Raw genomic sequence first — 23,759 nt, 5'->3', positions numbered from 1 at the left:
TGTTGGCCAGACTTGAGAATTCTTTTTGACTATCCCAACTAAGCCAATCCTATCTCTTCTAATTTATCGTAGCCTAACAACCATTACATTCGAATAAAATAGTAAGCGATTACATTAAAAAAACATAAAAATCTCATTTTAGGCGGGTTTTCTTTGAATGGCGTAAGAAAAACTATCTAAGTATTTTTGATTTCGTTTTTTTATTTGCCAAAACTCCACAAATTGCTTTCCTATTAGTATTCATTGAGTAAAAGCATACAACGTAATTGTTCCGAAATAGACCAGAATATGTATTTTTTTAGAGGGACAAGGTGTGAAAAATAACGGAGAATGATCAGATGAGGTAAAATTGTGCAGTATTTTTGTTGTTTAATCCTTGGCATTACGACCGATATAAGAAATGACCAAAAATAGAAAATATTAGAGGGGAAAAAGTATGAAACTAAATCTTAGAACTAAGCTCGTAGCCATTACCTCTGTATTGTTAGCCCTCCCAATATTGGTTATTGGAATCGTTAGTTATACTTCTGCAAAGGATAGCTTGGACGAGTTAGGGGCAACCGGATTGAAAAACAACGTCAAGATGGCTATTCAAATGATTGATGTATTGAATATGGAGGTAGAGAAAGGAAGTCTGTCTCTTGAGGAAGCTCAGGAACAGGCAAAGCTTAAATTACTCGGGGAATTGAATGCAGAGGGTAAGCGCTCCATCGATACAGAGGTGGATATGGGGGAATATGGCTATTTCTTCGTGCTGGATAAACAGGGGCTAGCCATTGCTCATCCTATGAAAGAAGGAGAAAACCTTTATAATTCTCAGACGCCAGATGGTACATATTCCACTCAGGAGCTCATTAAAAAGGCTGAAAGCGGCGGGGGATTCGTTACATTTGACTTTGCCGTTCCCGGAAATGAAAAAAGCATAGAACCAAAAATTAGTTATGCAGAGATTGATCCTAATTGGGGGTGGGTAGTGATAGCAGGCTCCTACTTGATGGACTTTAATAGTGGAGCAAACCACCTCTTATCAGTGCTCTTAATTGTCCTAGGTTGTTCCCTCTTAATTGGAGGCACTCTGATTATCTGGTTTTCAGGGCATCTCTCTAAACCAATTAAATTAGTTACGGAGCAAATTGCTAAAGTAGCAGAAGGCGATTTGAGCTCCGAGCAGCTAATGGTAAAAAACAAGGATGAAATTGGGCAGTTAGCTAACTACTTTAATCAGATGACGGCCAATTTAAAAGAGATTATCAAGGATGTCTCAAATACATCTTTACAAGTGGCTGCAACATCGGAAGAACTATCAGCAAGCAGTGAACAAATGAGTCAATCCGTTGAACAGGTAGCCGTTTCTATTCAGGAATTAGCGATAGGCGCGGATACTCAAAAAGAGAAAACATTGGAATCGAATCAAGTCGTTTCAACCATTTCTAATAAAATTGCCCACATTGCAGAAAATGTAGAGATTGTTCATGGGATGTCGCAGCAGACTACTTCTGTAGCGGAAAATGGAAATGATGTCATTAAAAGAACCATTAATCAAATGAGACAAATTCAAAGCCAAACAGACTCTACAGCAAATCGAATGAATGCTTTAGAAGAAAAATCAAACGAAATTGACAAGATAGTTTCGATGATTACGAGTGTTGCCGAGCAGACAAACTTACTTGCACTGAATGCGGCTATTGAAGCTGCAAGAGCGGGTGAACACGGAAAGGGATTTGCCGTAGTTGCTGATGAAGTTCGTAAATTAGCTGAGCAATCAAGGGAAGCAGCAAAGCTTGTCAATCAACTCATTATGGGTGTTCAAGAAGATATTAATCAATCCGTATTAGCGATGAACGAAGGCAAGCTTTCAGTAGATGGAGGAATCGAACTAGTCAATCATGCCGGTGATTTCTTCCAAAAGATCGTTGAGGATATTAAACAAGTATCCTCTCAAATGAATAAGGTATCGATAGCAGTCCATGAAATTTCTTCAGGTGCTGAATCGATGGTATTAAAAATAGAGGAAACAACCAATATTGCTGAAGAATCCGCTAATCATTCACAAAATATTGCAGCGATCGCGGTAGAACAAAATGCTTCAATGGAAGAAATCGCATCAGTCTCCGATGAGCTGGCAAAAATGGCAGAAAAGCTTCAGGATTCGATCAGAACTTTTACAATTTAAACAGATTTAAAAAACATGTAAGCCGCTCCGGGATTTCCCTCGAAGCGGCTTATAACATTTAACCCAGAAACTACCTATGCTATTTGGCCGAAATTATTGATTATCTCTTGCACGGTTAAGTAATTGTATGTCAATATCTATATAGCGAAGAATATCGTAAAAAGGTATTCAAGGAGATGAGAGTTTGAATAATAAAGCTGTAATTTTAGGATGTAATTATTATATAGGTTTAAGTACAATTCGTTGTTTAGGGATTCATGGCATATATACAGTTGCTGTTGATTATTCAGAAGAGGACCGATATGGCTCTGAATCTAAATATTGCTCTGAAAGGCTAATTGCCCCGTATTATAAAGAAGACCCAAAAGGGTTTATTAATTATTTAATAGATTATGCGAAAAAGCAGAGTGTAAAGCCTGTTTTAATTCCTTGTCATGATTCATATGTAGAAATCGTTGATGAGCATTTAGATGAGATAAGAGAGCACTATCTTATTCCTCAGACCGAAAAGGGCCTTTACACGAAAGTTATGAATAAAGAAGCTTTGCATGCTTTAGCTGTGGAAAAAGGAATGGCTGTCCCAGAAACGGTTAGAATAGATGAAGAAAACTTTATTGAAAAAGTGGAAACAACGCTTAAATATCCGTGTATCGTAAAGCCGACAGATTCACCGGCCTTTGTTGCGCATTTTAGAAGAAAGTTGTTTAAAGTTTCTAATCGGGAAGAATTATTAGCTGCTCTTGAAAAGTCGAAGAATGCCAATTTAGAAGTTATCGTACAAAGAATTATTCCTGGCTTTGATGATCATATGTACACATTTGATGCGTATTTAAACCAGGATGCAAAGGTTACTCATTGGGTGACATGTCAAAAGCATCGCCAATTCCCAATTAATTTCGGTGCATCCGTGTATACAGAGCAGAAATATGTTCAAGAGCTGTACGATATTGGGGCTCCATTTTTAGAGTCCATCGGGTTTAAGGGATTTGCGGAAATTGAGTTTAAAAAGGACGCTGAGACAGGTAAGTACTATTTAATTGAAATCAATGCCCGCATTACAAATCTAAACAATCTATTATACGAGGTTGGGGTGAATTTCCCTTATATTACTTATCGAGAACTAACAGGATCCCCGCTTGAACCATATGCAGTAAAAGAAGATAAACACCGTGTGTTTTGGTATGCCTATGAAGATTTATTGGCCATCCGCGGCTATATTAAAACTGGGCAGCTAACAAGAAAACAAGTGCTGCAATCACTGATGAAACGAAAGTCCTATGCTATTTGGGATTGGAAGGATCCAAAGCCTGGACTTGTTAACTTTAAAAAACTCGCAGGAAAGATATTGAAGAAAAATTAAGTAAATACTTATTCCACAACGATTGTTTGCTGATGCAGAAAAGAGGTAAAAACGATGAAGCTTGAAACACTTCTTCAATCAATACAAGTTAAAGATGTTATGAATGAACAAGATTTAAATATATACGGCGTTTCATATCATTCCCAAAAGGTTACGAATGGACACCTTTTTGTTTGTGTGCGAGGATATAAAACGGACGGGCATAAATATTTGGCACAAGCTGCAGAAAACGGAGCTGTCGCAGCGGTTGTAGAGGAATTCCAAGAAGGAATCGATATTCCTCAATATTTAGTAGAAGACAGCCGGATTTCTTTAGCCCGATTAGGTGCTCACTTTTATCATCATCCGTCTAAAAAGCTGAATATGATTGGAATTACCGCGACAAATGGAAAAACAACCACTTCTTATATGACGAATGCCATCCTAGAGAATGAAGGCTTCAAAACTGGATTGATCGGAACAGTCTCTATTAAAATTGACGATACTTCGATCCCTTCTGATTTGACGACACCAGAATCTCTAGATTTACAATATTACTTAAACGAGATGGTGGAACGAGAAGTTACTCATGTAAGTATGGAAGTTTCGTCCCAAGCTTTAGAAATGCACAGGGTCGAGCAAGTGGATTACGATATTGTCTCACTTAATAATGTGAGCCGTGAGCATATTGATTCACATGGCTCTTTTGAAAAATACTTTGAAGTTAAATCTAGTTTAATTAGAAATGCGAGTGAAAATAGCTTCGCCGTCCTAAACTTAGATTGCCCATATTCCTCTTCTTTAGTCAATGCAACAAAAGCACAAGTCGTTACATTTGGTGTGAAAAGCAAGGAAGGGCATATTCATTGTAAAAACTTAGATTTATCGACTGGAAGAGCTAAATTTACAGTGGAAATTTTAAAAGCGTTTAAAGTAAAGGATACAGAATATATCCCGGGAGAGTTCGATATTGAACTTGCTGTTCCAGGGTTGCATTCTGTTTATAATGCAATGGTAGCCATTACAGTGGCACTGCTGTCCAATGTTTCTGTTTCAACAATCCAAAAGACTCTAAAGACATTTGGCGGAGTAGAGCGCCGATTCGAGTTCATTTTTGAAGATGATTTCAAAATCATTGATGATCATTTTGCGAATGCTGGGAATATTAATGTGACTCTTGAAACATTGAAATTTATGGATTATAAGAAGCTTCATTTAGTTTATGCAATCAGAGGAGAAAGAGGTCCTACAGTCAATCGGGAAAACGCGGAAACCATTGCAGACTGGGCTCCAAAGCTAGGCTTTAATGAGGTGATTGCCACAAAGAGCATCTCCCATGTCACGTCAAAAGATAAGGTGACAGATGAAGAGCAGCAGGTGTTTGAAGAGGTAATGGATCAAGCTGGCATAAAGGTTAAGCTATGTGATGAGCTTCCGGATGCCATCGCTAAGGCACTGGCAAGAGCAGAAGAAGGCGATTTAATTCTTCTGGCAGGCTGCCAAGGAATGGATCACGGGGCTGAAATTGCTTTACATCAAATTGAAAAAATCAAGGTGGATTTTTCAAAAGAAAAATTATTCATGCCTCTTCGAAACCGTGTTTCAGGCCAGTGAGAAATGGTGTGAAATTACAATTTGCATGGCGGGGGCCTCAGGGTCCCGTTTTAAGGTTAACATTCTAAAATAAAGGTGATATAAAATGTGCGGTTTTGTTGGTTTTGCTCATGCTAACCCAGAATTAGATAAGAAACAAACAATAAATGATATGATGGATACCATTATTCATAGAGGCCCCGACAGCGGAGAATCTTATACAGATAAGAATATTGCCTTTGGCTTTAGACGCCTAAGCATTATTGATTTATCTGAAGAAGCTGGTCAGCCGATGTTTAATGAAGATAAAAGCTGTGTGTTAATTTTTAATGGGGAAATTTATAACTATCAAGAATTGAAAAAAGACCTATTAGAAAAAGGCCATATTTTCAAAACAGATACAGATAGTGAAGTATTAATCCATGGTTATGAAGAGTACGGCGTAGACTTATTGCAGAAGCTTCGAGGGATGTTTGCTTTTGCTATTTGGGATACGAAAAAGGAAACGATGCTCCTGGCACGTGATTTCTTTGGAATTAAGCCTCTTTACTATACACAAAACACAACAGACAACTCCTTTATCTTTGGTTCCGAAATTAAATCATTCTTAAAGAACTCAAGCTTCAAAAAAGAATTAAATAAGGATGCTTTAATGCCTTATTTAACCTTCCAATATTCAGTTCTAGATGAAACCTTCTTTAAAGGTGTGTACAAGCTCAAGCCAGGTCATTACATGATCTATAAACAAGGCAAAATGGAAATAAAGCAGTACTGGAATATTAACTTTGATGAGCAAGAGAATAGCTTGGATTACTATATTGAACAAATTAATAGCACGATGAGAGAATCGGTTAACTATCACAAAATCAGTGATGTAAAGGTTGGCTCCTTCTTATCAGGCGGTATTGATTCCAGCTATATTACGGCATTACTGAAGCCTAATAAAACATTCTCAATCGGATTTAAAGATCACGAAGGGATCTTTAATGAAACGAATTTGTCTAAAGAGTTATCAGACATTCTCCATATTGAAAATTATAGGAAGCTTATGAATGCTGATGAATGCTTTGAGACATTGCCAACGATTCAATACCATATGGATGAGCCGCAGTCGAACCTTTCTTCCGTTCCTCTATATTTCTTATCCAAATTAGCTAGGGAACATGTAACAGTCGTTTTATCCGGTGAAGGTGCAGACGAGATTTTTGGCGGATATGTATGGTATCAAAAATCAGCCAAACTAGAAAAATATGAAAAGGTTCCATACGCGATCAGACGTGTGCTATCTAAGGTCGGCAGTGCCCTTCCACAAAATAAAATTACAACCTTCTTAGTAAAAGGCGGCCAAAAGATCGAAGAGAAGTTCATTGGACAGGCTAAAGTCTTTGAAGAAGAAGATGCCTTTAAAGTGTTAAAGGATGGGTATAAAAACGGGCCTACTGTACAAAGTATTACGAAACAAGTATTTGATCAAGTTAAGGGGAAAGATGATGTAACGAAAATGCAGTATCTTGACCTAAAACTTTGGCTGCCTGGAGATATTCTTTTAAAAGCGGATAAAATGAGTATGGCTCATTCCATTGAATTAAGGGTTCCATTCCTGGATAAAGAAGTCATGTCAATGGCATCCAAATTGCCTAGCTCACTTCGCGTGAACCGCAAAGATACAAAGTATGCATTGCGGGCTGCTTCAAGTGAGGTGCTTCCTGATGAATGGGCAAATCGTCCAAAGGTTGGCTTCCCAGTCCCGATTCGTTTTTGGCTGCAAGAAGAGAAATACTATCAGATCGTGAAGGAAATGTTCCAATCAGATATGGCGAAAGAGTTCTTCAACACGGATGAACTTTTGAGATATTTGGAAGAGCATTATACAAAGAAACATAACTATGCCCGCTACATTTGGACGGTTTATGTGTTCCTTGTTTGGTATAAGAAGTTTTTTAAAGAAATGTAAGAGATTAAAGTGGAGGCGCATTTAAGCGCTAGGGCCAGACATAAGTTATAGGGGATGAATATGAGTGAGGAAAATAGTAGTCAGCACTATTTTTATAGTCCTTGTATTTGTCGTTTATTTGACAATAAACACGGTAAATAACCAATTGAAAGTAAACAGCAGTGCTAATTCGGAAATAGACTTTACAGGCATTGAGGCCATTACAAAACTCAATGTTCCGACTTATGTGAAGAGATATGACTGGACAAAAGAAGGCCAGATGAAAATAACAGAGGTTTTTATCCCTGTTCAAACAGTCAAACAATTGCCGGAACTCCCGCATGGCTGTGAAATTACTTCTTTAACAGCTATTCTGAAAACGTATGGTTATGAGGTTTCTAAAACGAAGATGGCAGATCAATATTTGCCTAAACAGTCATTTTCCACGAAGAACAATCGCCGATATGGAGCCAATCCTTATAAGGCGTATGCCGGAAACCCTAGAAGCGAGACTGGCGGCTTTTTCAGCTATGCCCCTCCAATTATTACTGCAGCGGAGAAGTATTCTGAGGTTGCGGGTGAAGAGATTCAGACCCTCGATTTAAGCGGAAGCAAGAAAGAGGACATAATTCAACAGCTTAATAAAGGAACTCCTGTATTAGTTTGGGTAACTTTGGATCTCGGGAAGCCCAAACTAAATTATTCTTGGTATTTTCATGATACAGGGGAGAAATTTACTGCTCCAACTAATTTACATGCTGTCGTTTTAAATGGCTATGATGAAAAAAGAGTACATGTTATGAATCCTTTAGTCGGCCAAATGACTTATGATAAAAACGCATTTTTTAAAAGCTACCAAGAGCTTGGCAGTCATGCGATGACCGTAATAGTCAAAAGTGGAAACTAAACAGTGAGAGCAAAAGAAATTCCCGCTTCATTTAGATGCAGGTGAAATTTCTTTTGCTTTTCATTTTCTGATAGAATACGAATATAAAAATGTCATTACATTAAGAAGGATGAGACATGCAAAAGAAAAGCTTAGGCGTTATTGGTGGGATGGGGCCAATGGCCACATCTGTCTTTTTTGAAAAGGTTATTGAAAATACGGTGGCGAATTCTGACCAGGAACATATTAATATGGTTATCCTAAACCATGCGACATTACCTGATCGCACAAGTGTAATTATAAACAAGAAAGAAGAGTTATTTCTAAACGCAGTTGCCAAGGATATGAAGCTTCTTGAAGCGGCATGCGTTGAACACATTGCCATACCATGCAACACCTCCCATTTTTTCTATAATCAAATGCAGGAAATGACGAGCATCAAGATTATTAATATGGTAGATGAAACTTGTAAAGAAATTCATCGAAAACATGGAGATCATAGCAAGGTCGCGATACTAGCTACTAACGGGACAGTTAGCAGCGGCATCTATAGACAGGGATGTCAAAACTATAAGATGGAATTACATATCCCTGATGAGGTCTCTCAAGAGCAAGTAATGAATACAATATATAATATAAAAAGTGATTTGAAGGTAGATACTGCTGCAATTGAACAAATCATTATGGATCTTATATATAGAGAAAATTGCTGCTGTGTTATTCTTGCTTGCACTGAACTATCATGCATGGACTTAAGTGATGATGTCATGAAATATTGCATCGATGCAATGGATGTTCTTGTTGAAAAGTCGATTGAATATTCCGGTGGCATTGTTAAGAATTCAATGAAGTGGGGCAAGCCTTAATCCTTTTGCTTGTGATGTTTAATAGGAACGTTGAATCTTTAAAGGGAGGGATTAATCTTGAAATTAAATGAAGCGGAAAAGTTTAGAGAGTTTTTGAAAGAATCTTTTGGTGATGGAGTCAACATTAGAGAATTAAGGTTATCTGATGAGGAAACAGAATACATTAAAAGAATTTATCCAAAGGCTAGTTTAAATAAAAGCATCCCAACTGAAGCTCCTGACGGAAAGAGATGGTATAAAGTATCCCTTCAGCCTCCTAAGAACGACAGAGAATTACAAGTAAATGATCATCTGGCAGCCATTCAACAAGAAAATCTGCGATTGAAGCGAGAACTTGAAAGGTTAAAGAAAGATAAAAGACGAGCCGAATAATGACTTTTGATAAATATTATAGATTCAAATATGCTGCCGCCAAGTTTTGCTTGGCGGTTTTTTATGTTTGGAGCCCACTTTATTCGACAAACAGCACATTCTCTTGAAATATATTTGTAATAATTTTCGGGATTAATTTTTGAACGGACAATGTTATAATATAAAATGTGCGATTATGGGACAAAAAATGACCAATATTGCGAAATTCTTCCACCAATCTCTTTTATGAAATTCTACAATCAGTTACAATTTTCAACATTATTAGTTTTCATACATAACTTTGTATCATTGCAGATTGGAAGATAAAAAGATTAACAGAAATAATATACATACTGACATGCAAGAAAAAACGAATTAGGTACATAGAAGGGAGAAACGGAACAAAATGAAACGGAAATTTCTCATTCTAGGAATTGGAATCATCGTTGGGCTTGGCAGCTTATTTCCTCCGGTTTCTAATACAGCATACGCAGTCCAAGTGAATAAGCAGCTGGAAAATAAAAAGAAGGATATACAAAACAAACGCTCAACCATTCAATCTGAAATTAATGAAACTCAAGATAAAGTGAATGAAATCAATGCTGAACAGGCAGCTACGACAGCCGAAATTAAAAAATTAGATTTTGCCGTTGCGGATACAAATAATCAAATTCGAGAAAAAGAAGCGCAAATTGAAGAGGCACAACTAGAAATTAAGAGGCTCCAAGAGGAAATCGCCATCCTAAAGGAGCAGATTAAGAAACGGGACGAGCTTCTCAAGGAACGTGTTCGCTCTATTCAGGAAAATGGCGGGGTCATCAACTATGTAGATGTTCTCCTCGGTGCACAAAGCTTTGGCGATTTTATTAATCGTGTAAGTGCTGTAACGACCTTTATGCAGGCGGACAGGGATTTGCTGAAAACTCATCAAGACGACAAGGCAGCCCTTGATCTGAAAGAAGCTGAAATGAAGCAGCAGCTTGAAGAATTAAGCCAGAATAAGGCACAGCTTGAGGAAATGAAGAAAAAGTTAGAAGGTCAAGTAGCTGAGAAGAATAAGCTTCTTGCTCATTTAAATGAACAGGAAGAAAAAATGCATGAGGAGCTTCATGAGCTTGAAGATCAAGCTGGGCTTCTTGCAGCACAAGAAAAGGCCATTAAAAAAGAAATAGAAGCTTGGAATAAGAGACAGCGTGAGCTTGAAGAACAGCGGAAAAGGGCAGCGGCAAGCGGGTCATCCGTTGGGCCTATCCCAACTATTTCAAACGGGGCTTTCATGAATCCAACAACAGGCAGACTTACATCTCACTTTGGCCAACGCTGGGGAGCGTTCCATTCGGGGATTGATATTGGGAAAGGCGGCCGTGGGGGATCGATACCAATCGTTGCAGCAGCAGCAGGTTCAGTCATTCGTGCGAATTACGATCGAAGCTATGGAAATGTCGTGATGATCACACACGTTATCGATGGACAAGTAATGACGACTGTATATGGACACATGGAAAGTCTTAGTGTTTCAAACGGCGCCCGTGTTGAAAAGGGACAAATGTTAGGCTATATGGGTAGTACGGGTCATTCTACCGGACCACATCTTCATTTCGAAATCCATCATGGCCCATGGAACGGGAGCAGAACGAACGCAGTAAATCCACTTAAATATGTTTCTTATTGATAGATAATCTTAAGATTGAGAGAATGCAAGAAGTTCTTGTGTACTCTCAATCTTTTTTTGAAAGAAATAATGTTTGTAGGCCCAAATTAATAAGCCATTATATTTAGAAATTAATCTTCAGTAGGTGGGATTGCGTTTATTTAGGTTTAAAATAGTGGGAAAAAAGAAGGGAATTCACCTTTTTTTGTCGAATTATTCGTATAATTGGGTCAACTATACTAATTTTGAAATGGGGAGGGGGAGGCTTATGAAGATTATTAAAAATTTTAAAATAAAAAACAAGCTATTTATTTTAATTATAACTTCCATCATATTTCTTATGACGATTAGCGCCATTGGTTATGTATACATGAGTCAAATGTCTAATAATACGAAGGAAATGTATACGGAACGGTTAATCCCAATAAAAAATATTAATCTTATACGGAATAACAATCGTGCGCTTGATTCTTATGTACTAGAATTAATAATAACGGATGATAGAGCAAAGCAGGTTGATTTAGAAACAAAAATTAATGAGAGATTTGAGCAAAACAATCAGCTTATGAAGGAATATGAAGCGACTGAATTGGATGGGGATGAAAAGCAAAACTTCACACATCTTCAAGAGCATCTGAAAGCTTACGAAAGAGAGCTTAATGGAATTGTTGATTTGGCTTTAGCAGGTAAGCGGGAGCAGGCCTATTTGGCGTATTCTACACAGCTTAATAGTGTTAGGGTTTCTGTTAGCGGATATTCAGATGTAATTAGCGACAGCAATATTAAAGCATCTGAACATCTAAATCAGGTCAATGAAGAAATGAAGAACCAGGCAACGATGATCATGCTATTTGTTTCTTTGCTTGCGGCTATCCTCTTTACAGGCATTGGATGGGTCATTATTAATCTTATAACGAAGCCCGTGAAGGAAATTCAGAATCTTATGTCAAAGGCTAAAAAGGGCGATTTTACTATACAAGGTAAAATTGATTCCAAAGATGAAGTTGGACGATTAACTGAATCATTTAACAGCATGATAAACGGAATTCAAGGGCTGATCAAACAAGTTACCCTGACATCTGAACATGTTGCCGCTTCCGCCGAAGAGTTAACAGCAAGTACAGAAATGACAAACAAAGCAACAGAGCATATTGCAAGGACTATTCAAGAATTAGCATCAGGTACAGACCAGCAGGTTCATAGTGTTGGAGAAACAAAGAAAACTATTAATGAAATGTCTGATGGTGTTCGTCAAATAGCTGGTAATGCGCAAAATGTGTCCGATGCGGCATTAATTACCTCTGAAAAAGCATCTGAAGGAAATGAAACCATTTCAAATGCTATTCTCCAAATGAATTCAATCAATCAAACCGTATCGTTATTAGGAGATACAATTAAGGGGTTAGGAGAGCGGTCAAAGGAAATCGGATCTATTATCGAGGTGATTACAGATATATCAGCTCAAACAAACCTTCTTGCCTTGAATGCGGCAATTGAAGCTGCTAGGGCAGGGGAAAGCGGACGAGGATTTGCTGTTGTAGCTGATGAAGTTCGAAAGCTCGCAGAACAATCAGCTGGGTCAGCTCAAAAAATTTCAACATTAATTACCTCCATCCAAAGTGAAACACAATCAGCTATTTTATCAATGGAACAAGCTTTTACTGAGGTAAATGAGGGAATTGGAATCGTAAATACAGCAGGAGAATCATTCCAGCAAATTCAAAGTGCTGTTAAAGAGGTAGCTAGTGATATACTTGATGTCTCATCGGCTGTCCAGCAAATGGCTGCAAGTTCAGAGCATATTCTTAATGCGATTAATATCGTGAATGAAGTCGCGGCCACAGCTGTAACCGGAACAGAGGAGGTTTCATCTGCAACCGAAGAACAGCTCGCATCCATGGAAGAAATAGCTGCGTCTTCCCTTGCTTTATCGAAAGTGGCAGAGGAATTGAAGCTGTTAATTGGAACCTTTAAAGTGTAGATCTGTAAAAGTGAAATAAAGAAAAGGAATATAAAACGTTAAAAAGCCCGAATCTAGGCAGGTTAGACATTGCCAAAGATTCGGGTTTTGCCATATCGGTTATTTGCTGCCGGGTGCGGGATGGTCAACACCTTTTACCCGATGACGATGGCCATCGCTTTCAGTTGTATAGAAGTCATAATAATGAACATGCATGCCATTGCCGACAGGGATTGCAGGGCCTGAATAAGCTTTGTAATGGTGATTATGACCATCCTCAAAAAGGACATATCCCTCTGTATAATGAATATGATTCCCGTCCTGGGTTTGGATAGGTGGAGAAGTAATATCTAAACACTGATGGACATGTCCGTCACTAACAGAAGTATAATCTACAGAACCATGATTATGATGAGGCACAAAGCCTAGCTTAAAATCATCTTTTCCTACTCTATTCAACGCACTCACCCCAAAAATAATATTTTTCCCTCTAAATGTATATGCACATAAATTGGATAATAATTCTTGAGAAGTTGTAAACAGATCTTAATTTGGAATTAATGGAAGGATTAAATTATGGATGGAGGAGAAGTGAGGGAAATAATTAAAAGTTATTTTTGCATAATAGTTAAACATGATTAAAGATGTTAATCAAGCGATTGATTAATACGTTATTTTTCAAATTCAATCAAACGTTTGATTAATGATCCGTGCTTACAGCCCCAAGCAATTAAAAATTAATTAAACGTTTGTTTAAAGGCTGAAATCTGGATATTAATTAAACGTTTGATTAATAAATTCTTGGTCAAAATTCACGTGTTTAATCAAATATGGAATAATATTTTTTAGTATGTAACAGAGTGCAAGGTTATTTCGAGCATTAAGGACAAGTTCTGCTAAAGACGATGACGATTTGTTTTACACTTAAATAAAGCACTGCTTATAAATAAATTACCACTTTGATTAGCTGTGAAAATAGCACACCCTCAGAGGATTATGAACTGAGTACTTTAAAATGATGAGTGAACAATAACGGAACCACAGTCCGCTTTAAATTTTTTCGGACATTTATTCCGCTAATTATTAAAAATCCCGCTACTTCCAAATGCAAGCGGACCCCAGTGCCGTTAATCGATGAAATTATACAAAATTTATCCATTTTAACCGTAATAGAGGAGCCTAAGTCCGATAAACTATGAAATAAAGACTATTTTGCAAAATAGCGTGACCATAGTCCGCCAATTTGCTCACCCTGAACAATTCTATCCGCTTTTTACTTCCTATTTCCATTTAGTATTTTAATATTCATACGAAATCAAGGGTAGTTTGATCTCTTATTTACAATGTTTCTTCACAAAAACAGACCCACTCATTATTTAGACCCACCTCTAAATAATTTCTTACAATAACAAATAATTTCCACCAGAATTTCAATCAAATGTTTGTTTAAATGGCTTTTTTCATAATTTAATCAAACGTTTGATTAGCCGTTTAATGCAACAGCCCCAAGGGGTTGAGGGTTTAATTAAACGTTTGATTAATTAGATTTTATTCGGATTTAATTAAACGTTTGATTAAAACTTTTTCCCGAAAATGCCATGATGCCCCCTGTATTTCGAATAATATCTTTCCACATTGGACTACTCATAATAAAGGGAAACCATTATATTTAGGAGAATAATATAATTAAACAAACGGGACATCATTCATACCATGTTTTAAGGGGTGTTTGCTATGGATATACACATACTCGGTAAGGATTCATTAGAAGCTCAGGGAATCCGCTGGATTATTGAATCACATTTAGCTGGAGTGAGGCTGAGTCAGTGGGATACTATTGAGGAGCTAATTCAGTCTGTACATAAACAACTGCCACAGCTTGTCATAGTGGATATGGATCGATGGGGCCCCGAAATTGAGCGGCTATGCAGCAGGCTCCAGCAGCTAAAAATTCGCTGGCTGGGGATTTCTTCGGAACGGATTTTTCAAACGGCGTATCGGGCTCTCCGATTTCGGGCGGAGGATGTTTTGTTTCGCCCTTTTTCAGCAGATGACCTAGTTAAACATATTCAACAGCTTCGTTACCAAACGCGTAATGAACAACCCTTCTATTTGAATCAAACAGCTAGTAAACCTAATGCTGATATGATCGATTACCCGGACCTTTTTTTATCAGATAGAAAGTATAGCTTTCCAATCACAATGGTAGCGTTCTTAACACCTAATCCGGATACTCTTCGCCTTGTGTATGATGCCCTGCAGCGATACTCTTTTCCAGGTAACTATACATTATTTGCCCTATCCGATTTTATCCTTTGTGTTCAGGAAACGGATAAGATTGAAATTTTACAGGAGGTTTATCAATCTTTTTTAACGAAGTGGAAGGAAAGGATGGACGAGCCTTTAGCTATTGTGATTAATATCGAGTCGACCGAATTTTCTCTAAAGGCTAAATACCAGCAAACACGGCAGCTGACGAAGAGGATTTTCTTTGAAGGATACGATATTATTTTAGCGGAAAATGATCAAATGCTTTCTAGAGAATTAGACCCCTTCCTCACTCCTCTTGAACAGCGGCAATGGATTGAGATGCTGGAAAAGCAAAATATACGGGCAATTAAGGACTGGGTAGAACATGAATTTCTGACATATGAAAAGCCATACCCCGATCCTGAAATGGTTCGTATTCGTCTAACAAGTGTGCTTGCCCAAATTCGCAGGCATATGAAGTCATATAATCTTCAAAGTGCAACATTAGAAGCTGCTTACCATGAAATCTTTCAGCAAATTATTCACAAACCAGTCATTTATCAAATTGTTCAAGAGCTTCTCACTTTTACTAGCCGTTTGCTTAATCAGGTTGAAGCCCAGCTTCTTCAGGAAGGTCCGCGTTCTCTAGTTGAAAAAGCAAGAGAATTAATAGAAGCAAATTATTGGGATGCAGGATGGAATCTAGCGGCTTGCGCTGAGGCTCTTCGAATCAATAAAAGCACACTTAGCCGGCGTTTTTCAATGGAATCAGGAATATCCTTTAGGGACCTCCTTCATCAAGTAAGAATTCGGGAAGCAAAACGCCTGCTTCAAGAAACGAATTTGCCCTTAGAGGAAGTAGCAAGATTAACGGGCTATTCCCATCAAACGTACTTTAATTCTAAATTCAAGCAGTATGAATCCTGTACACCGTCAGCATACCGCAGCGGTTATAGTAATTTCTAATATGTTATTGAAAATCATCAAGCTAATGAAACATTTTATAAAAAACAGTAATAATATAAAAATCAATGCAATAAAGTATAAGATTATCATTATTTTATAAATAATTATCTGAAATTTCCCTATACAATAAAAATATAAACAAAGGGAGGTAAAGATAATGAAAACAGTTGCAAGTGAAAAGGTTGTACGTTACCGAGGAACAGAATTGAATACAAAGGGCTGGCAGCAAGAAGCGGCACTTCGTATGCTTATGAATAACTTGGATGCTGATGTTGCTGAGCGCCCGGAGGATCTCGTTGTATATGGAGGAATAGGCAAAGCCGCGCGAAACTGGGAATGCTTTGATGCCATTGTAAAATCCTTAAAAGAACTCGAAAATGATGAGACCTTACTTATTCAATCAGGAAAGCCAGTTGCTATTTTTAAATCACATACAGATGCACCGAGGGTTCTTCTTGCAAACTCTAACATTGTCCCTGCCTACGCGAATTGGGATACTTTCCATGAACTCGATAAAAAAGGTCTAATGATGTATGGGCAAATGACAGCAGGCAGCTGGATTTATATTGGTTCACAAGGGATTGTTCAGGGAACCTATGAAACGTTTGCTGAGCTTGCAAAGCAGCATTTTAATAATTCGCTGAAAAATACGATTACCGTAACAGCTGGACTTGGAGGAATGGGTGGCGCTCAGCCTCTTGCGGTTACGATGAATGGCGGCGTTTGTATTGGGATTGACGTTGATGAAACGAGAATTGACCGTCGAATCGAAACTCGTTATACAGACGTAAAAACAGATTCTCTCGATAAAGCAATTCAGTTGGCACAGGAAGCTAAGTTAGCTGGAAAGGCTCTATCCATTGGCTTAATCGGAAATGCATCTGATATTTTACCAGAAATGATTGCAAAAGGATTTATTCCAGATGTTTTAACAGATCAGACATCTGCTCACGATCCACTGAACGGCTATGTTCCTTCAGGAATGTCTTTGGAGGCTGCAGCTGAATTACGCCAAGCAGACCCAGTAGAATATGTGAAACTCTCTAAGGCGTCAATGGCAAAGCATGTTCAGGCGATGCTTGATATGATGGAAAAAGGCGCGATTACATTTGATTACGGCAACAATATTCGTCAGGTTGCGAAGGATGAAGGAGTAGAAAATGCATTTGCGTTCCCTGGCTTCGTTCCAGCCTATATTCGTCCACAATTCTGCGAAGGAAAAGGACCTTTCCGCTGGGTAGCTCTTTCTGGCGACCCTGAGGATATTTATAAAACAGACGAGGTAATTCTGCGTGAATTTAGCTATAATACCCATCTTTGCAACTGGATCCGGATGGCTCGCGAAAAAATTCAATTCCAAGGCCTTCCATCCCGTATTTGCTGGTTAGGCTACGGAGAGCGTGCACGATTTGGAAAAATCATCAACGATATGGTAGCAAGAGGTGAATTAAAGGCGCCGATTGTGATAGGACGTGACCATCTTGATTCTGGTTCAGTAGCTTCACCGAACCGTGAAACAGAAGGAATGAAGGATGGATCAGATGTTGTAGCTGACTGGCCAATTTTGAATGCGATGATTAATGCAGTTGGCGGCGCAACATGGGTTTCTGTCCACCATGGCGGCGGTGTTGGCATGGGCTATTCACTGCATGCGGGTATGGTTATTGTTGCAGACGGAACGAAGGAAGCGGAAGCCCGTCTTGAGCGTGTGCTAACAACTGATCCAGGTATGGGAGTTGTCCGACATGTCGATGCAGGTTACGAGCTGGCAGAGAAAACAGCGCGTGAAAAAGGTGTCAATATTCCGATGCTAAAAAAAGGGAATGAATAAGAATGGTAAAACCGATTTGGATTAAACATATTACGCAGCTAGCTACACTTGCTTCGGAAGTAAAGGGGCCGCGTTCTAGGGAAGCGATGTCTGAGCTAGGATTAATAGAGGACGGAAGCCTATGGATTGAAGATGGTGTTGTTCAGGCTGTTGGGACTACGAAGGAACTTGAAAAGCTTTACGCCGCAAGAGTACAAGATGCTGAAATTGTAGATGCTGCTGGGCACTTAGTTACCCCAGGGCTTGTTGATCCACATACACATGTTGTTTATGGCGGCAGCCGTGAACGTGAATTTGAAATGCGTCTTGAGGGCGCAACCTATATGGACATTATGAATGCGGGCGGCGGGATTCATGCAACGACCCGCATGACCCGTGAAGCATCTGAAGAAGAATTGATTGAACAAACAACACACAGACTTAATTCTTTCTTAAAGCATGGTGTGACAACTGTGGAAGGAAAAAGCGGCTATGGGATGAATCTTGAAACGGAATTGAAGCAATTAAGGGTGATGAAAAAGCTGCAGGAATCTCATCCTATTGATCTTGTTCCGACCTTTATGGGGGCGCATGCGGTTCCGTCTGATTTTAAAGGAAGAGAAGATGAATTTGTTGATCATTTAATTGAAGAAATGCTGCCTGTAGTAGCAGAGGAAAAGCTAGCAGAGTTTAATGATGTTTTCTGTGAAAAGGGTGTTTATACTCCGGAACAATCAGAGCGTATTTTAGAAGCAGGGAAACGATTAGGCCTAATTCCTAAAATACATGCGGATGAAATTGAAGCGTATGGCGGAGCGGAGTTAGCGGCCAAGGTTGGTGCCATTTCAGCTGAGCATTTATTGAAGGCATCAGATGAGGGCATTCAAGCAATGGCCAAATCTGGAACGATTGCTTGCTTACTGCCGGCGACTGCCCTTTACTTGCGTGAGCAGGCAGCGGCAGGAAGAAAAATGATTGATGAAGGTGTTGCAGTTGCCATTTCTACTGACTGCAATCCTGGATCTTCACCAACTACTTCTATGCCGCTCGTTATGAATCTAGCTTGCATCTCTATGAGACTCACACCTGCTGAAAGCTTAACAGCAGCAACCTATAATGCAGCTTGTGCGATCAATCGTCAGGAAAAGATTGGGTCTTTGGAAGTTGGCAAACAAGCAGACATCGTTCTCTGGAATGTTAAAAGCTATCAAGAATTGCAATATTTATTCGGCGTCAACCATGTGAAATCAGTGTGGAAAAAAGGCGTTCAGGTGGTGTAAGAAATATGAAAGAAAATTGGCTTCAAAAGCCGGAATGGTCTTGGAATAAAGGAGGAGAGCCCACTTATGTTCATCATTGGGTTCGTCTTCTTCATGAAATGAAGGAACAGCCTGATCTGATTTTATATGGGGCACCGATTTCACGGTCCTCTATAAGCGTATCTGGCGCCTCATTGTATCCGACTGAATTTCGGCGGATGTGGAAAGGCTTTTCCACCTATAATTTAGATGAGGATGTAGACTTATCTGCCTATCGTGTGGCAGATGCGGGCGATGTTGCCATGCATACAACAGATATTTTGTTATCCCAGCAGCGTATCCAATCCTCTACAGCATCAATAGTGGAGGCTTATCCGGAAACGGTAACGTGCATGATTGGCGGTGACCATTCCATAACTGCCTGCTCTGTTCGCGGGATTAAGGATGCTTTTCCAAATGAAACGATTGGGATTTTGCAGCTAGATACCCATCTTGATGTAAGAGATCCTGCCGAACTAGGACCAGCCAATGGAACCCCTATCCGTCAATTAATTGATGGTGGCATCGTAAAAGGGGAACATGTTTTTAATATCGGACTGCACGGTTATTTTAATGGAAAGCCGCTTGTTGATTACGCAAAAGAGCATCAGATTCAAATGGTGACTTTAAAGCAGGCACGTAAAAATGGAATGATCAAAACCATTCAGGATGCCTTAACAAAACTATCAGATCAAGTTGACCGCATTTACGTAACTGTTGATATGGATGTGCTAGATATATCCCTAGCACCAGGTGTACCTGCATCAACTCCAGGTGGAATGACAGCTATTGAATTATTTGAAGCTTTATTGGAAATCGGACAGAATCCAGCTGTAAGACATATTGATTTTGTTTGTTTAGACCCAAGTAAGGATTCCGCTGTGGCAGAAACGGTTAAGACAGGGGTTTATGCGTGGATGCAGTTTGTGACGGGGCAAGTAAAAAAGGTCAAGTAGGATTAATTGCATAAATTGATTTTACGAGAAATGGGATCATCTCCTATTTCTCTTTTTTATGCGGCCTAGTATTCTATTGGAAGTACCAAATTGACATCCAATATCCAGTTTTGTATAGTAAGTGGCGAGGATTATGATGGGAGTGAATCATTTGATTTCAAACTCTGAATTACAAAATTTAGATCTTATCGATTTAATAAGTGAACGTCATAGCTTGGTCCGAAGAATTTCAGAGAAAGCCTGGAACGATAAAAGTGAGATTTATATCTCAAATTCTGAATGGTATATTATGGCCAGGATTTATAAAAAGAGACCTACTATTTCTTATGTTACAAAAAATGTAAATATTTCTCGCCAGGCGATCCATAAGTTTATTAAAAATCTTTCTGCCAAAGGATTAGTAGAAGTCCATAATGTAGAAAACAACAAGAAAGAAAAGTGTATCCAGCTAACAGCCTTAGGTGAAGAGTGCTACGAAAAAAACGAAGCCTTAAAAGCCCAGCTTGAGAATAAAATTGCTGAAAAAATAGGCACTGAACAAGTAAATATGCTTAAAAATTTATTAAAATTAGAATGGGACATTTAATAGCTAAAAAGAAACTAAAACCCCTCGCTTTGTTAATTTTGTTAACGAAGCAGGGGTTTTTTTAGATCAAAGCATTATGAGAAAAATTTATCTATTCAATTCCCTTAATCAAGTTTATGACCATTTCATTTACCGCATCAAAAGTAAGATTCAATGAAATAGCTAATTCTTTAAACAAAATATTTTGTGTAGAGTTCAAAAGTTTACGGTCTTGTTCATAAAGTTTTTTTTCGTTCAGCTCATATTCTATTTTTTTCCTCATCAACGTGTTAACCACTTTAGCAATTTCTTTTCGATCACCAGCATTTACTATTTCACAATAGTCATTGTAACGCATGTTTGCATGTTCAATCCACTTTACCCCTGGATCTTTAAAAGATTCAAGTATTTCATTGGCTTCCTCTTTACGAATTAATTCAAGCATGACTACTTTATCATTATCAACAGGAGTACTTATCGTTAATTGATGATCATTTTCCATGGGGTGTAATACATAATACGGTCTTGTAATACCTGCAACTGTTTTTTCACAAATATCATCAATTTTACAAATGCCATGTGCGGAATAGATGATTAAATCTCCAATATTAAACATTTGTTCCTCCTCAGATATATTGTCAACTAAGTTAATAATAACTTAACAAAAAAATATTGTCAATTTGGTTGACATAAAGAAAAAATTTTTGATATATTTATGAACATTCGGCTGGTATGCAGGAGGTTACCACGAAAATGGATACAAAATCGCTGATAATCGACATCGCGACAACGATTTTCCAACAAAAAGGAATTAAGGGTGTTGGGTTTATTTAATTTAAAAGGAGATAAAGAGATTTTTATGAATACACAAATTCAAGTGAAAAATCCTAAGACAATGGCATTAATCCTAATGCTAGGTGCTTTTATTGGGTTATTTGGCGAAACAGCATTAAATATGGCATTATCAAATATTATGGAACAATTCTCCATCACAGCGGCTACTGCACAATGGCTGACAACAGGCTATTTATTAGTCCTAGCCATTTTAGTGCCGATTTCAGCACTGTTAATGAAATGGTTTACGACTAGACAATTAGTTATTGGGGGACTTATTATTTCGCTGTTGGGAGCGGTTTTAGCAGCATTATCCCCAAGTTTTGTTGTATTATTAGCTGGCCGTTTAGTTCAAGCAATCGGAACAGGTATTCTGATACCGGTCATGACGAGTGTTCTTTTAATTATTTTCCCTGTTCATAAACGTGGAGTTGTAATGGGGCTTATGGGGCTTGTCATTACATTAGGCCCAGCCTTAGGACCAACACTTTCAGGGGTTATTATTAGTACATTGGGCTGGCATTATATTTTCTGGATTAGTGCTATTTTATATGTATTATTGACACTTTTTGCTGTAGCTAAGATTGTAAATGTTTCGGAAATTACAAAACCTAAAATCGATGTTTCATCAGTTGCTTTATCAACAATCGGTTTTGGCGGATTAATTTATGCGCTGGCAACGCTGGCAGAAGCGAGCTTTGCATCTCCTAAAGTATTGGGACCTTTACTTGTAGGGATTATCGCACTTCTATTATTTGGTGTTCGCCAAATGAAAATGCCTCAGCCTATGGTTAATTTACGTGTGTTTAAGTATCCTATGTTTACATTGGGAACAGCGATGATGTTTCTTGGTATTTTAATGATTTTAGCAACTGGAATTCTATTGCCTATGTATCTAAAGGGTGCTTTATTATATAGTGCGATGGTGGCTGGTTTATTATTACTTCCTGGTAATGCCGTCAATGTGGTTATGTCACCGGTTGTTGGGACTCTATTTGATAAATTTGGCCCACGTGTTTTTGTCATTATTGGTTCTATTGTTATCTTGATTGCAAATCTCATGTTTGCGTCCGTAATCTCATCAACAACACCTGCTTGGCAGATAATCGTAGCATTTATGATCTTCTTCTTTGGGATAACGATGGTAATGATGCCATCACAAACAAATGCACTTAATCAATTGCCGCGTGAATTATATGCAGATGGATCAGCGGCTATGAATACATTGAACCAAGTAGCCGGGGCAGCAGGTACAGCTATCGCGATTACTTTATTTACTGCTGGTCAAAGTGGATATGTGATTGATGTTCCTAATGCTTCCCAACCAGAGGTATTAGCTGCTGGAATAAAATATACCTTCTCCTTTATTACTGGGATTTCTGTAGTTGGGTTAATATGCTCTTTATTTGTAAAAAAATCAAGTGCAGTAAAGGAGAAATCTCCTGCTGCTGTGAAATCGACAGAAGCAGTACGCGGGTAGTAGAATTTCTTTTAAGGATAGAACAGCATTTTTCAAATGCTAAAATAATTTCAAGAAACCATTCGTAAAAGTGTTGCGAATGGTTTCATTTTTTTGGGGTTAAGTTGAAATAATCTTTTTCGAAATATTATTTATTATGTCTCCTCTACTCAGAACACCAATGACGCGGCCAGCCCCATTGACTACAGGAAGTTTTTTATAATGATGCCTGGATAATAATCGAATTGTTATTTCAAAATCATCATCAGGTGATACGAAGAGGAGATTTCTTTTGGTCATAATTTCTTTTACTTGTGTATCCAGCTTTTCTTTTATTACATCCTCAATTTTCCCATCTTCTATTATATAAACAAGGCCAGCAATACCTATGGGCTTTGGAGACAGGTAGCGTAATATGTCTCCATCTGATACCATACCGACCAAATGACCTTTATCATCAACAACTGGTACACCGCCAATTCGATTGGAATTGAGTATACTTAACAATTCCTTGACAGTATTCGAAGGTTTCACAGTAAAAACTTTTGTAATCATGAAGTCTCTTACTTTCATAATAAATCCCTCTCTTTGTGTTGTAACCGCATACATTTTTATCTTAACATAATGTTCCCTATCCTTGTAATGATGGAATTTGTCTATTCTATATATTAAAAAAAATCACCTACAGCCACTGGTTCCCGCTCCAGGGTTTTGAGTGGTGAGCGGTTATCATCAGCCCGTTTAGGTGCACGCCCCCGTCCAAAATAGCCCATCACAGTCACCAAACATAGGCTATGGTTCCTGCCCCAAGGGTTTTGAGCTGCGAGCGGTCATCAATAGCCCGTTTAGATGCCCGCTCCCGTCTAAAA

18 protein-coding genes and 1 pseudogene are annotated in these 23,759 nt (G+C 38.4%); 16 read left to right on the top strand and 3 right to left on the bottom strand.

The annotated features are described in order from the left end of the window. Positions 1–436 precede the first annotated feature (436 nt). The 10 genes and pseudogenes from V7127_RS11425 to V7127_RS25885 all read left to right on the top strand — a co-directional run bounded on the left by V7127_RS11425 (position 437) and on the right by V7127_RS25885 (position 12,773). Positions 437–2,173, top strand: a complete 1,737-nt coding sequence (locus V7127_RS11425; RefSeq protein ID WP_335353570.1) for a methyl-accepting chemotaxis protein — start codon at positions 437–439, stop codon at positions 2,171–2,173. A gap of 184 nt (positions 2,174–2,357) precedes the next feature. Next, complete coding sequence (locus tag V7127_RS11420) at positions 2,358–3,533, top strand: carboxylate--amine ligase (protein ID WP_335345111.1); 1,176 nt, start codon at positions 2,358–2,360, stop codon at positions 3,531–3,533. Between the two features lie 54 nt (positions 3,534–3,587). Further along, positions 3,588–5,126, top strand: coding sequence for a Mur ligase family protein (locus tag V7127_RS11415; protein ID WP_335486079.1), 1,539 nt, complete (start codon positions 3,588–3,590; stop codon positions 5,124–5,126). Between the two features lie 85 nt (positions 5,127–5,211). Beyond that, positions 5,212–7,059 (top strand): asparagine synthase (glutamine-hydrolyzing), encoded by a 1,848-nt coding sequence (gene asnB / locus V7127_RS11410; RefSeq protein WP_335486076.1) that lies wholly within the window; start codon positions 5,212–5,214, stop codon positions 7,057–7,059. Positions 7,060–7,123: 64 nt separating this feature from the next. Further along, positions 7,124–7,945: a C39 family peptidase gene (locus V7127_RS11405; protein WP_335486072.1), complete on the top strand. Its 822-nt coding sequence runs from the start codon at positions 7,124–7,126 to the stop codon at positions 7,943–7,945. Positions 7,946–8,061: 116 nt separating this feature from the next. Then, positions 8,062–8,790: an aspartate/glutamate racemase family protein gene (locus tag V7127_RS11400; protein ID WP_335345115.1), complete on the top strand. Its 729-nt coding sequence runs from the start codon at positions 8,062–8,064 to the stop codon at positions 8,788–8,790. 57 nt (positions 8,791–8,847) lie between these two features. Further along, positions 8,848–9,162: a hypothetical protein gene (locus V7127_RS11395; protein ID WP_335345116.1), complete on the top strand. Its 315-nt coding sequence runs from the start codon at positions 8,848–8,850 to the stop codon at positions 9,160–9,162. 385 nt (positions 9,163–9,547) lie between these two features. Beyond that, entirely contained in the window at positions 9,548–10,813 is a 1,266-nt protein-coding gene (locus tag V7127_RS11390; protein ID WP_335486069.1) for a murein hydrolase activator EnvC family protein, read from the top strand. 229 nt (positions 10,814–11,042) lie between these two features. Then, positions 11,043–11,831 (top strand): annotated as a pseudogene (locus V7127_RS25890) (MCP four helix bundle domain-containing protein); the annotation flags it as partial. Beyond that, complete coding sequence (locus tag V7127_RS25885; RefSeq protein WP_438823998.1) at positions 11,826–12,773, top strand: methyl-accepting chemotaxis protein; 948 nt, start codon at positions 11,826–11,828, stop codon at positions 12,771–12,773. The pseudogene V7127_RS25890 and the gene V7127_RS25885, both read left to right, overlap by 6 nt. Positions 12,774–12,872: 99 nt before the next feature. Here V7127_RS25885 and V7127_RS11380 read toward each other — a convergent pair whose 3' ends face one another. After that, complete coding sequence (locus V7127_RS11380; RefSeq protein WP_335486063.1) at positions 12,873–13,211, bottom strand: YmaF family protein; 339 nt, start codon at positions 13,209–13,211, stop codon at positions 12,873–12,875. Between the two features lie 1,275 nt (positions 13,212–14,486). Between V7127_RS11380 and V7127_RS11375 the strand changes: the two genes are divergently transcribed. The 5 genes from V7127_RS11375 to V7127_RS11355 all read left to right on the top strand — a co-directional run bounded on the left by V7127_RS11375 (position 14,487) and on the right by V7127_RS11355 (position 20,618). Continuing rightward, on the top strand, positions 14,487–15,968 hold the full coding sequence (locus tag V7127_RS11375; RefSeq protein ID WP_335486060.1) for a response regulator transcription factor: 1,482 nt from the start codon (positions 14,487–14,489) through the stop codon (positions 15,966–15,968). Between the two features lie 157 nt (positions 15,969–16,125). Further along, the gene (gene hutU, locus V7127_RS11370; protein ID WP_335486057.1) at positions 16,126–17,799 is read left to right on the top strand and encodes a urocanate hydratase; all 1,674 of its coding nucleotides are present in this window, start codon (positions 16,126–16,128) and stop codon (positions 17,797–17,799) included. A 2-nt stretch (positions 17,800–17,801) separates the two neighbouring features. After that, a complete protein-coding gene (gene hutI / locus V7127_RS11365; RefSeq protein ID WP_335486053.1) occupies positions 17,802–19,058 on the top strand; it encodes an imidazolonepropionase in 1,257 nt (418 codons plus the stop codon). 5 nt (positions 19,059–19,063) lie between these two features. Then, positions 19,064–20,032: an agmatinase family protein gene (locus V7127_RS11360; protein WP_335486050.1), complete on the top strand. Its 969-nt coding sequence runs from the start codon at positions 19,064–19,066 to the stop codon at positions 20,030–20,032. Between the two features lie 133 nt (positions 20,033–20,165). Beyond that, positions 20,166–20,618 (top strand): MarR family winged helix-turn-helix transcriptional regulator, encoded by a 453-nt coding sequence (locus tag V7127_RS11355; protein WP_335486047.1) that lies wholly within the window; start codon positions 20,166–20,168, stop codon positions 20,616–20,618. 91 nt (positions 20,619–20,709) lie between these two features. On the opposite strand, the gene V7127_RS11350 is transcribed toward V7127_RS11355, so the two are convergent. Next, positions 20,710–21,213, bottom strand: coding sequence for a CarD family transcriptional regulator (locus V7127_RS11350; protein ID WP_335486044.1), 504 nt, complete (start codon positions 21,211–21,213; stop codon positions 20,710–20,712). 243 nt (positions 21,214–21,456) lie between these two features. Here V7127_RS11350 and V7127_RS11345 point away from each other — a divergent pair, with 243 nt between their 5' ends. After that, positions 21,457–22,911: a DHA2 family efflux MFS transporter permease subunit gene (locus V7127_RS11345; RefSeq protein ID WP_335486041.1), complete on the top strand. Its 1,455-nt coding sequence runs from the start codon at positions 21,457–21,459 to the stop codon at positions 22,909–22,911. Between the two features lie 99 nt (positions 22,912–23,010). Here the strand turns inward: V7127_RS11345 and V7127_RS11340 are convergent, their stop codons facing one another. Then, a complete protein-coding gene (locus V7127_RS11340; RefSeq protein ID WP_335486037.1) occupies positions 23,011–23,463 on the bottom strand; it encodes a CBS domain-containing protein in 453 nt (150 codons plus the stop codon). Positions 23,464–23,759: the final 296 nt, after the last annotated feature.

Origin of the sequence: Bacillus sp. JJ1773, from assembly GCF_036962035.1 — a bacterium.
Classification (GTDB): domain Bacteria; phylum Bacillota; class Bacilli; order Bacillales; family Cytobacillaceae; genus Cytobacillus.
Note: the sequence above shows the minus strand (reverse complement) of the source record. Positions and strands in the feature narration are given on the sequence as shown.

Excerpts from the sequence above, each read along its gene's own strand:
- V7127_RS11425 (WP_335353570.1), top strand. The coding sequence starts at position 437 with ATGAAACTAAATCTTAGAACTAAGCTCGTAGCCATTACCTCTGTATTG.
- V7127_RS11415 (WP_335486079.1), top strand. The coding sequence starts at position 3,588 with ATGAAGCTTGAAACACTTCTTCAATCAATACAAGTTAAAGATGTTATG.
- asnB (WP_335486076.1), top strand. The coding sequence starts at position 5,212 with ATGTGCGGTTTTGTTGGTTTTGCTCATGCTAACCCAGAATTAGATAAG.
- V7127_RS11400 (WP_335345115.1), top strand. The coding sequence starts at position 8,062 with ATGCAAAAGAAAAGCTTAGGCGTTATTGGTGGGATGGGGCCAATGGCC.
- V7127_RS11390 (WP_335486069.1), top strand. The coding sequence starts at position 9,548 with ATGAAACGGAAATTTCTCATTCTAGGAATTGGAATCATCGTTGGGCTT.
- V7127_RS25885 (WP_438823998.1), top strand. The coding sequence starts at position 11,826 with ATGATAAACGGAATTCAAGGGCTGATCAAACAAGTTACCCTGACATCT.
- V7127_RS11375 (WP_335486060.1), top strand. The coding sequence starts at position 14,487 with ATGGATATACACATACTCGGTAAGGATTCATTAGAAGCTCAGGGAATC.
- hutU (WP_335486057.1), top strand. The coding sequence starts at position 16,126 with ATGAAAACAGTTGCAAGTGAAAAGGTTGTACGTTACCGAGGAACAGAA.
- hutI (WP_335486053.1), top strand. The coding sequence starts at position 17,802 with ATGGTAAAACCGATTTGGATTAAACATATTACGCAGCTAGCTACACTT.
- V7127_RS11360 (WP_335486050.1), top strand. The coding sequence starts at position 19,064 with ATGAAAGAAAATTGGCTTCAAAAGCCGGAATGGTCTTGGAATAAAGGA.
- V7127_RS11355 (WP_335486047.1), top strand. The coding sequence starts at position 20,166 with ATGATGGGAGTGAATCATTTGATTTCAAACTCTGAATTACAAAATTTA.
- V7127_RS11350 (WP_335486044.1), bottom strand. The coding sequence starts at position 21,213 with ATGTTTAATATTGGAGATTTAATCATCTATTCCGCACATGGCATTTGT.
- V7127_RS11345 (WP_335486041.1), top strand. The coding sequence starts at position 21,457 with ATGAATACACAAATTCAAGTGAAAAATCCTAAGACAATGGCATTAATC.
- V7127_RS11340 (WP_335486037.1), bottom strand. The coding sequence starts at position 23,463 with ATGAAAGTAAGAGACTTCATGATTACAAAAGTTTTTACTGTGAAACCT.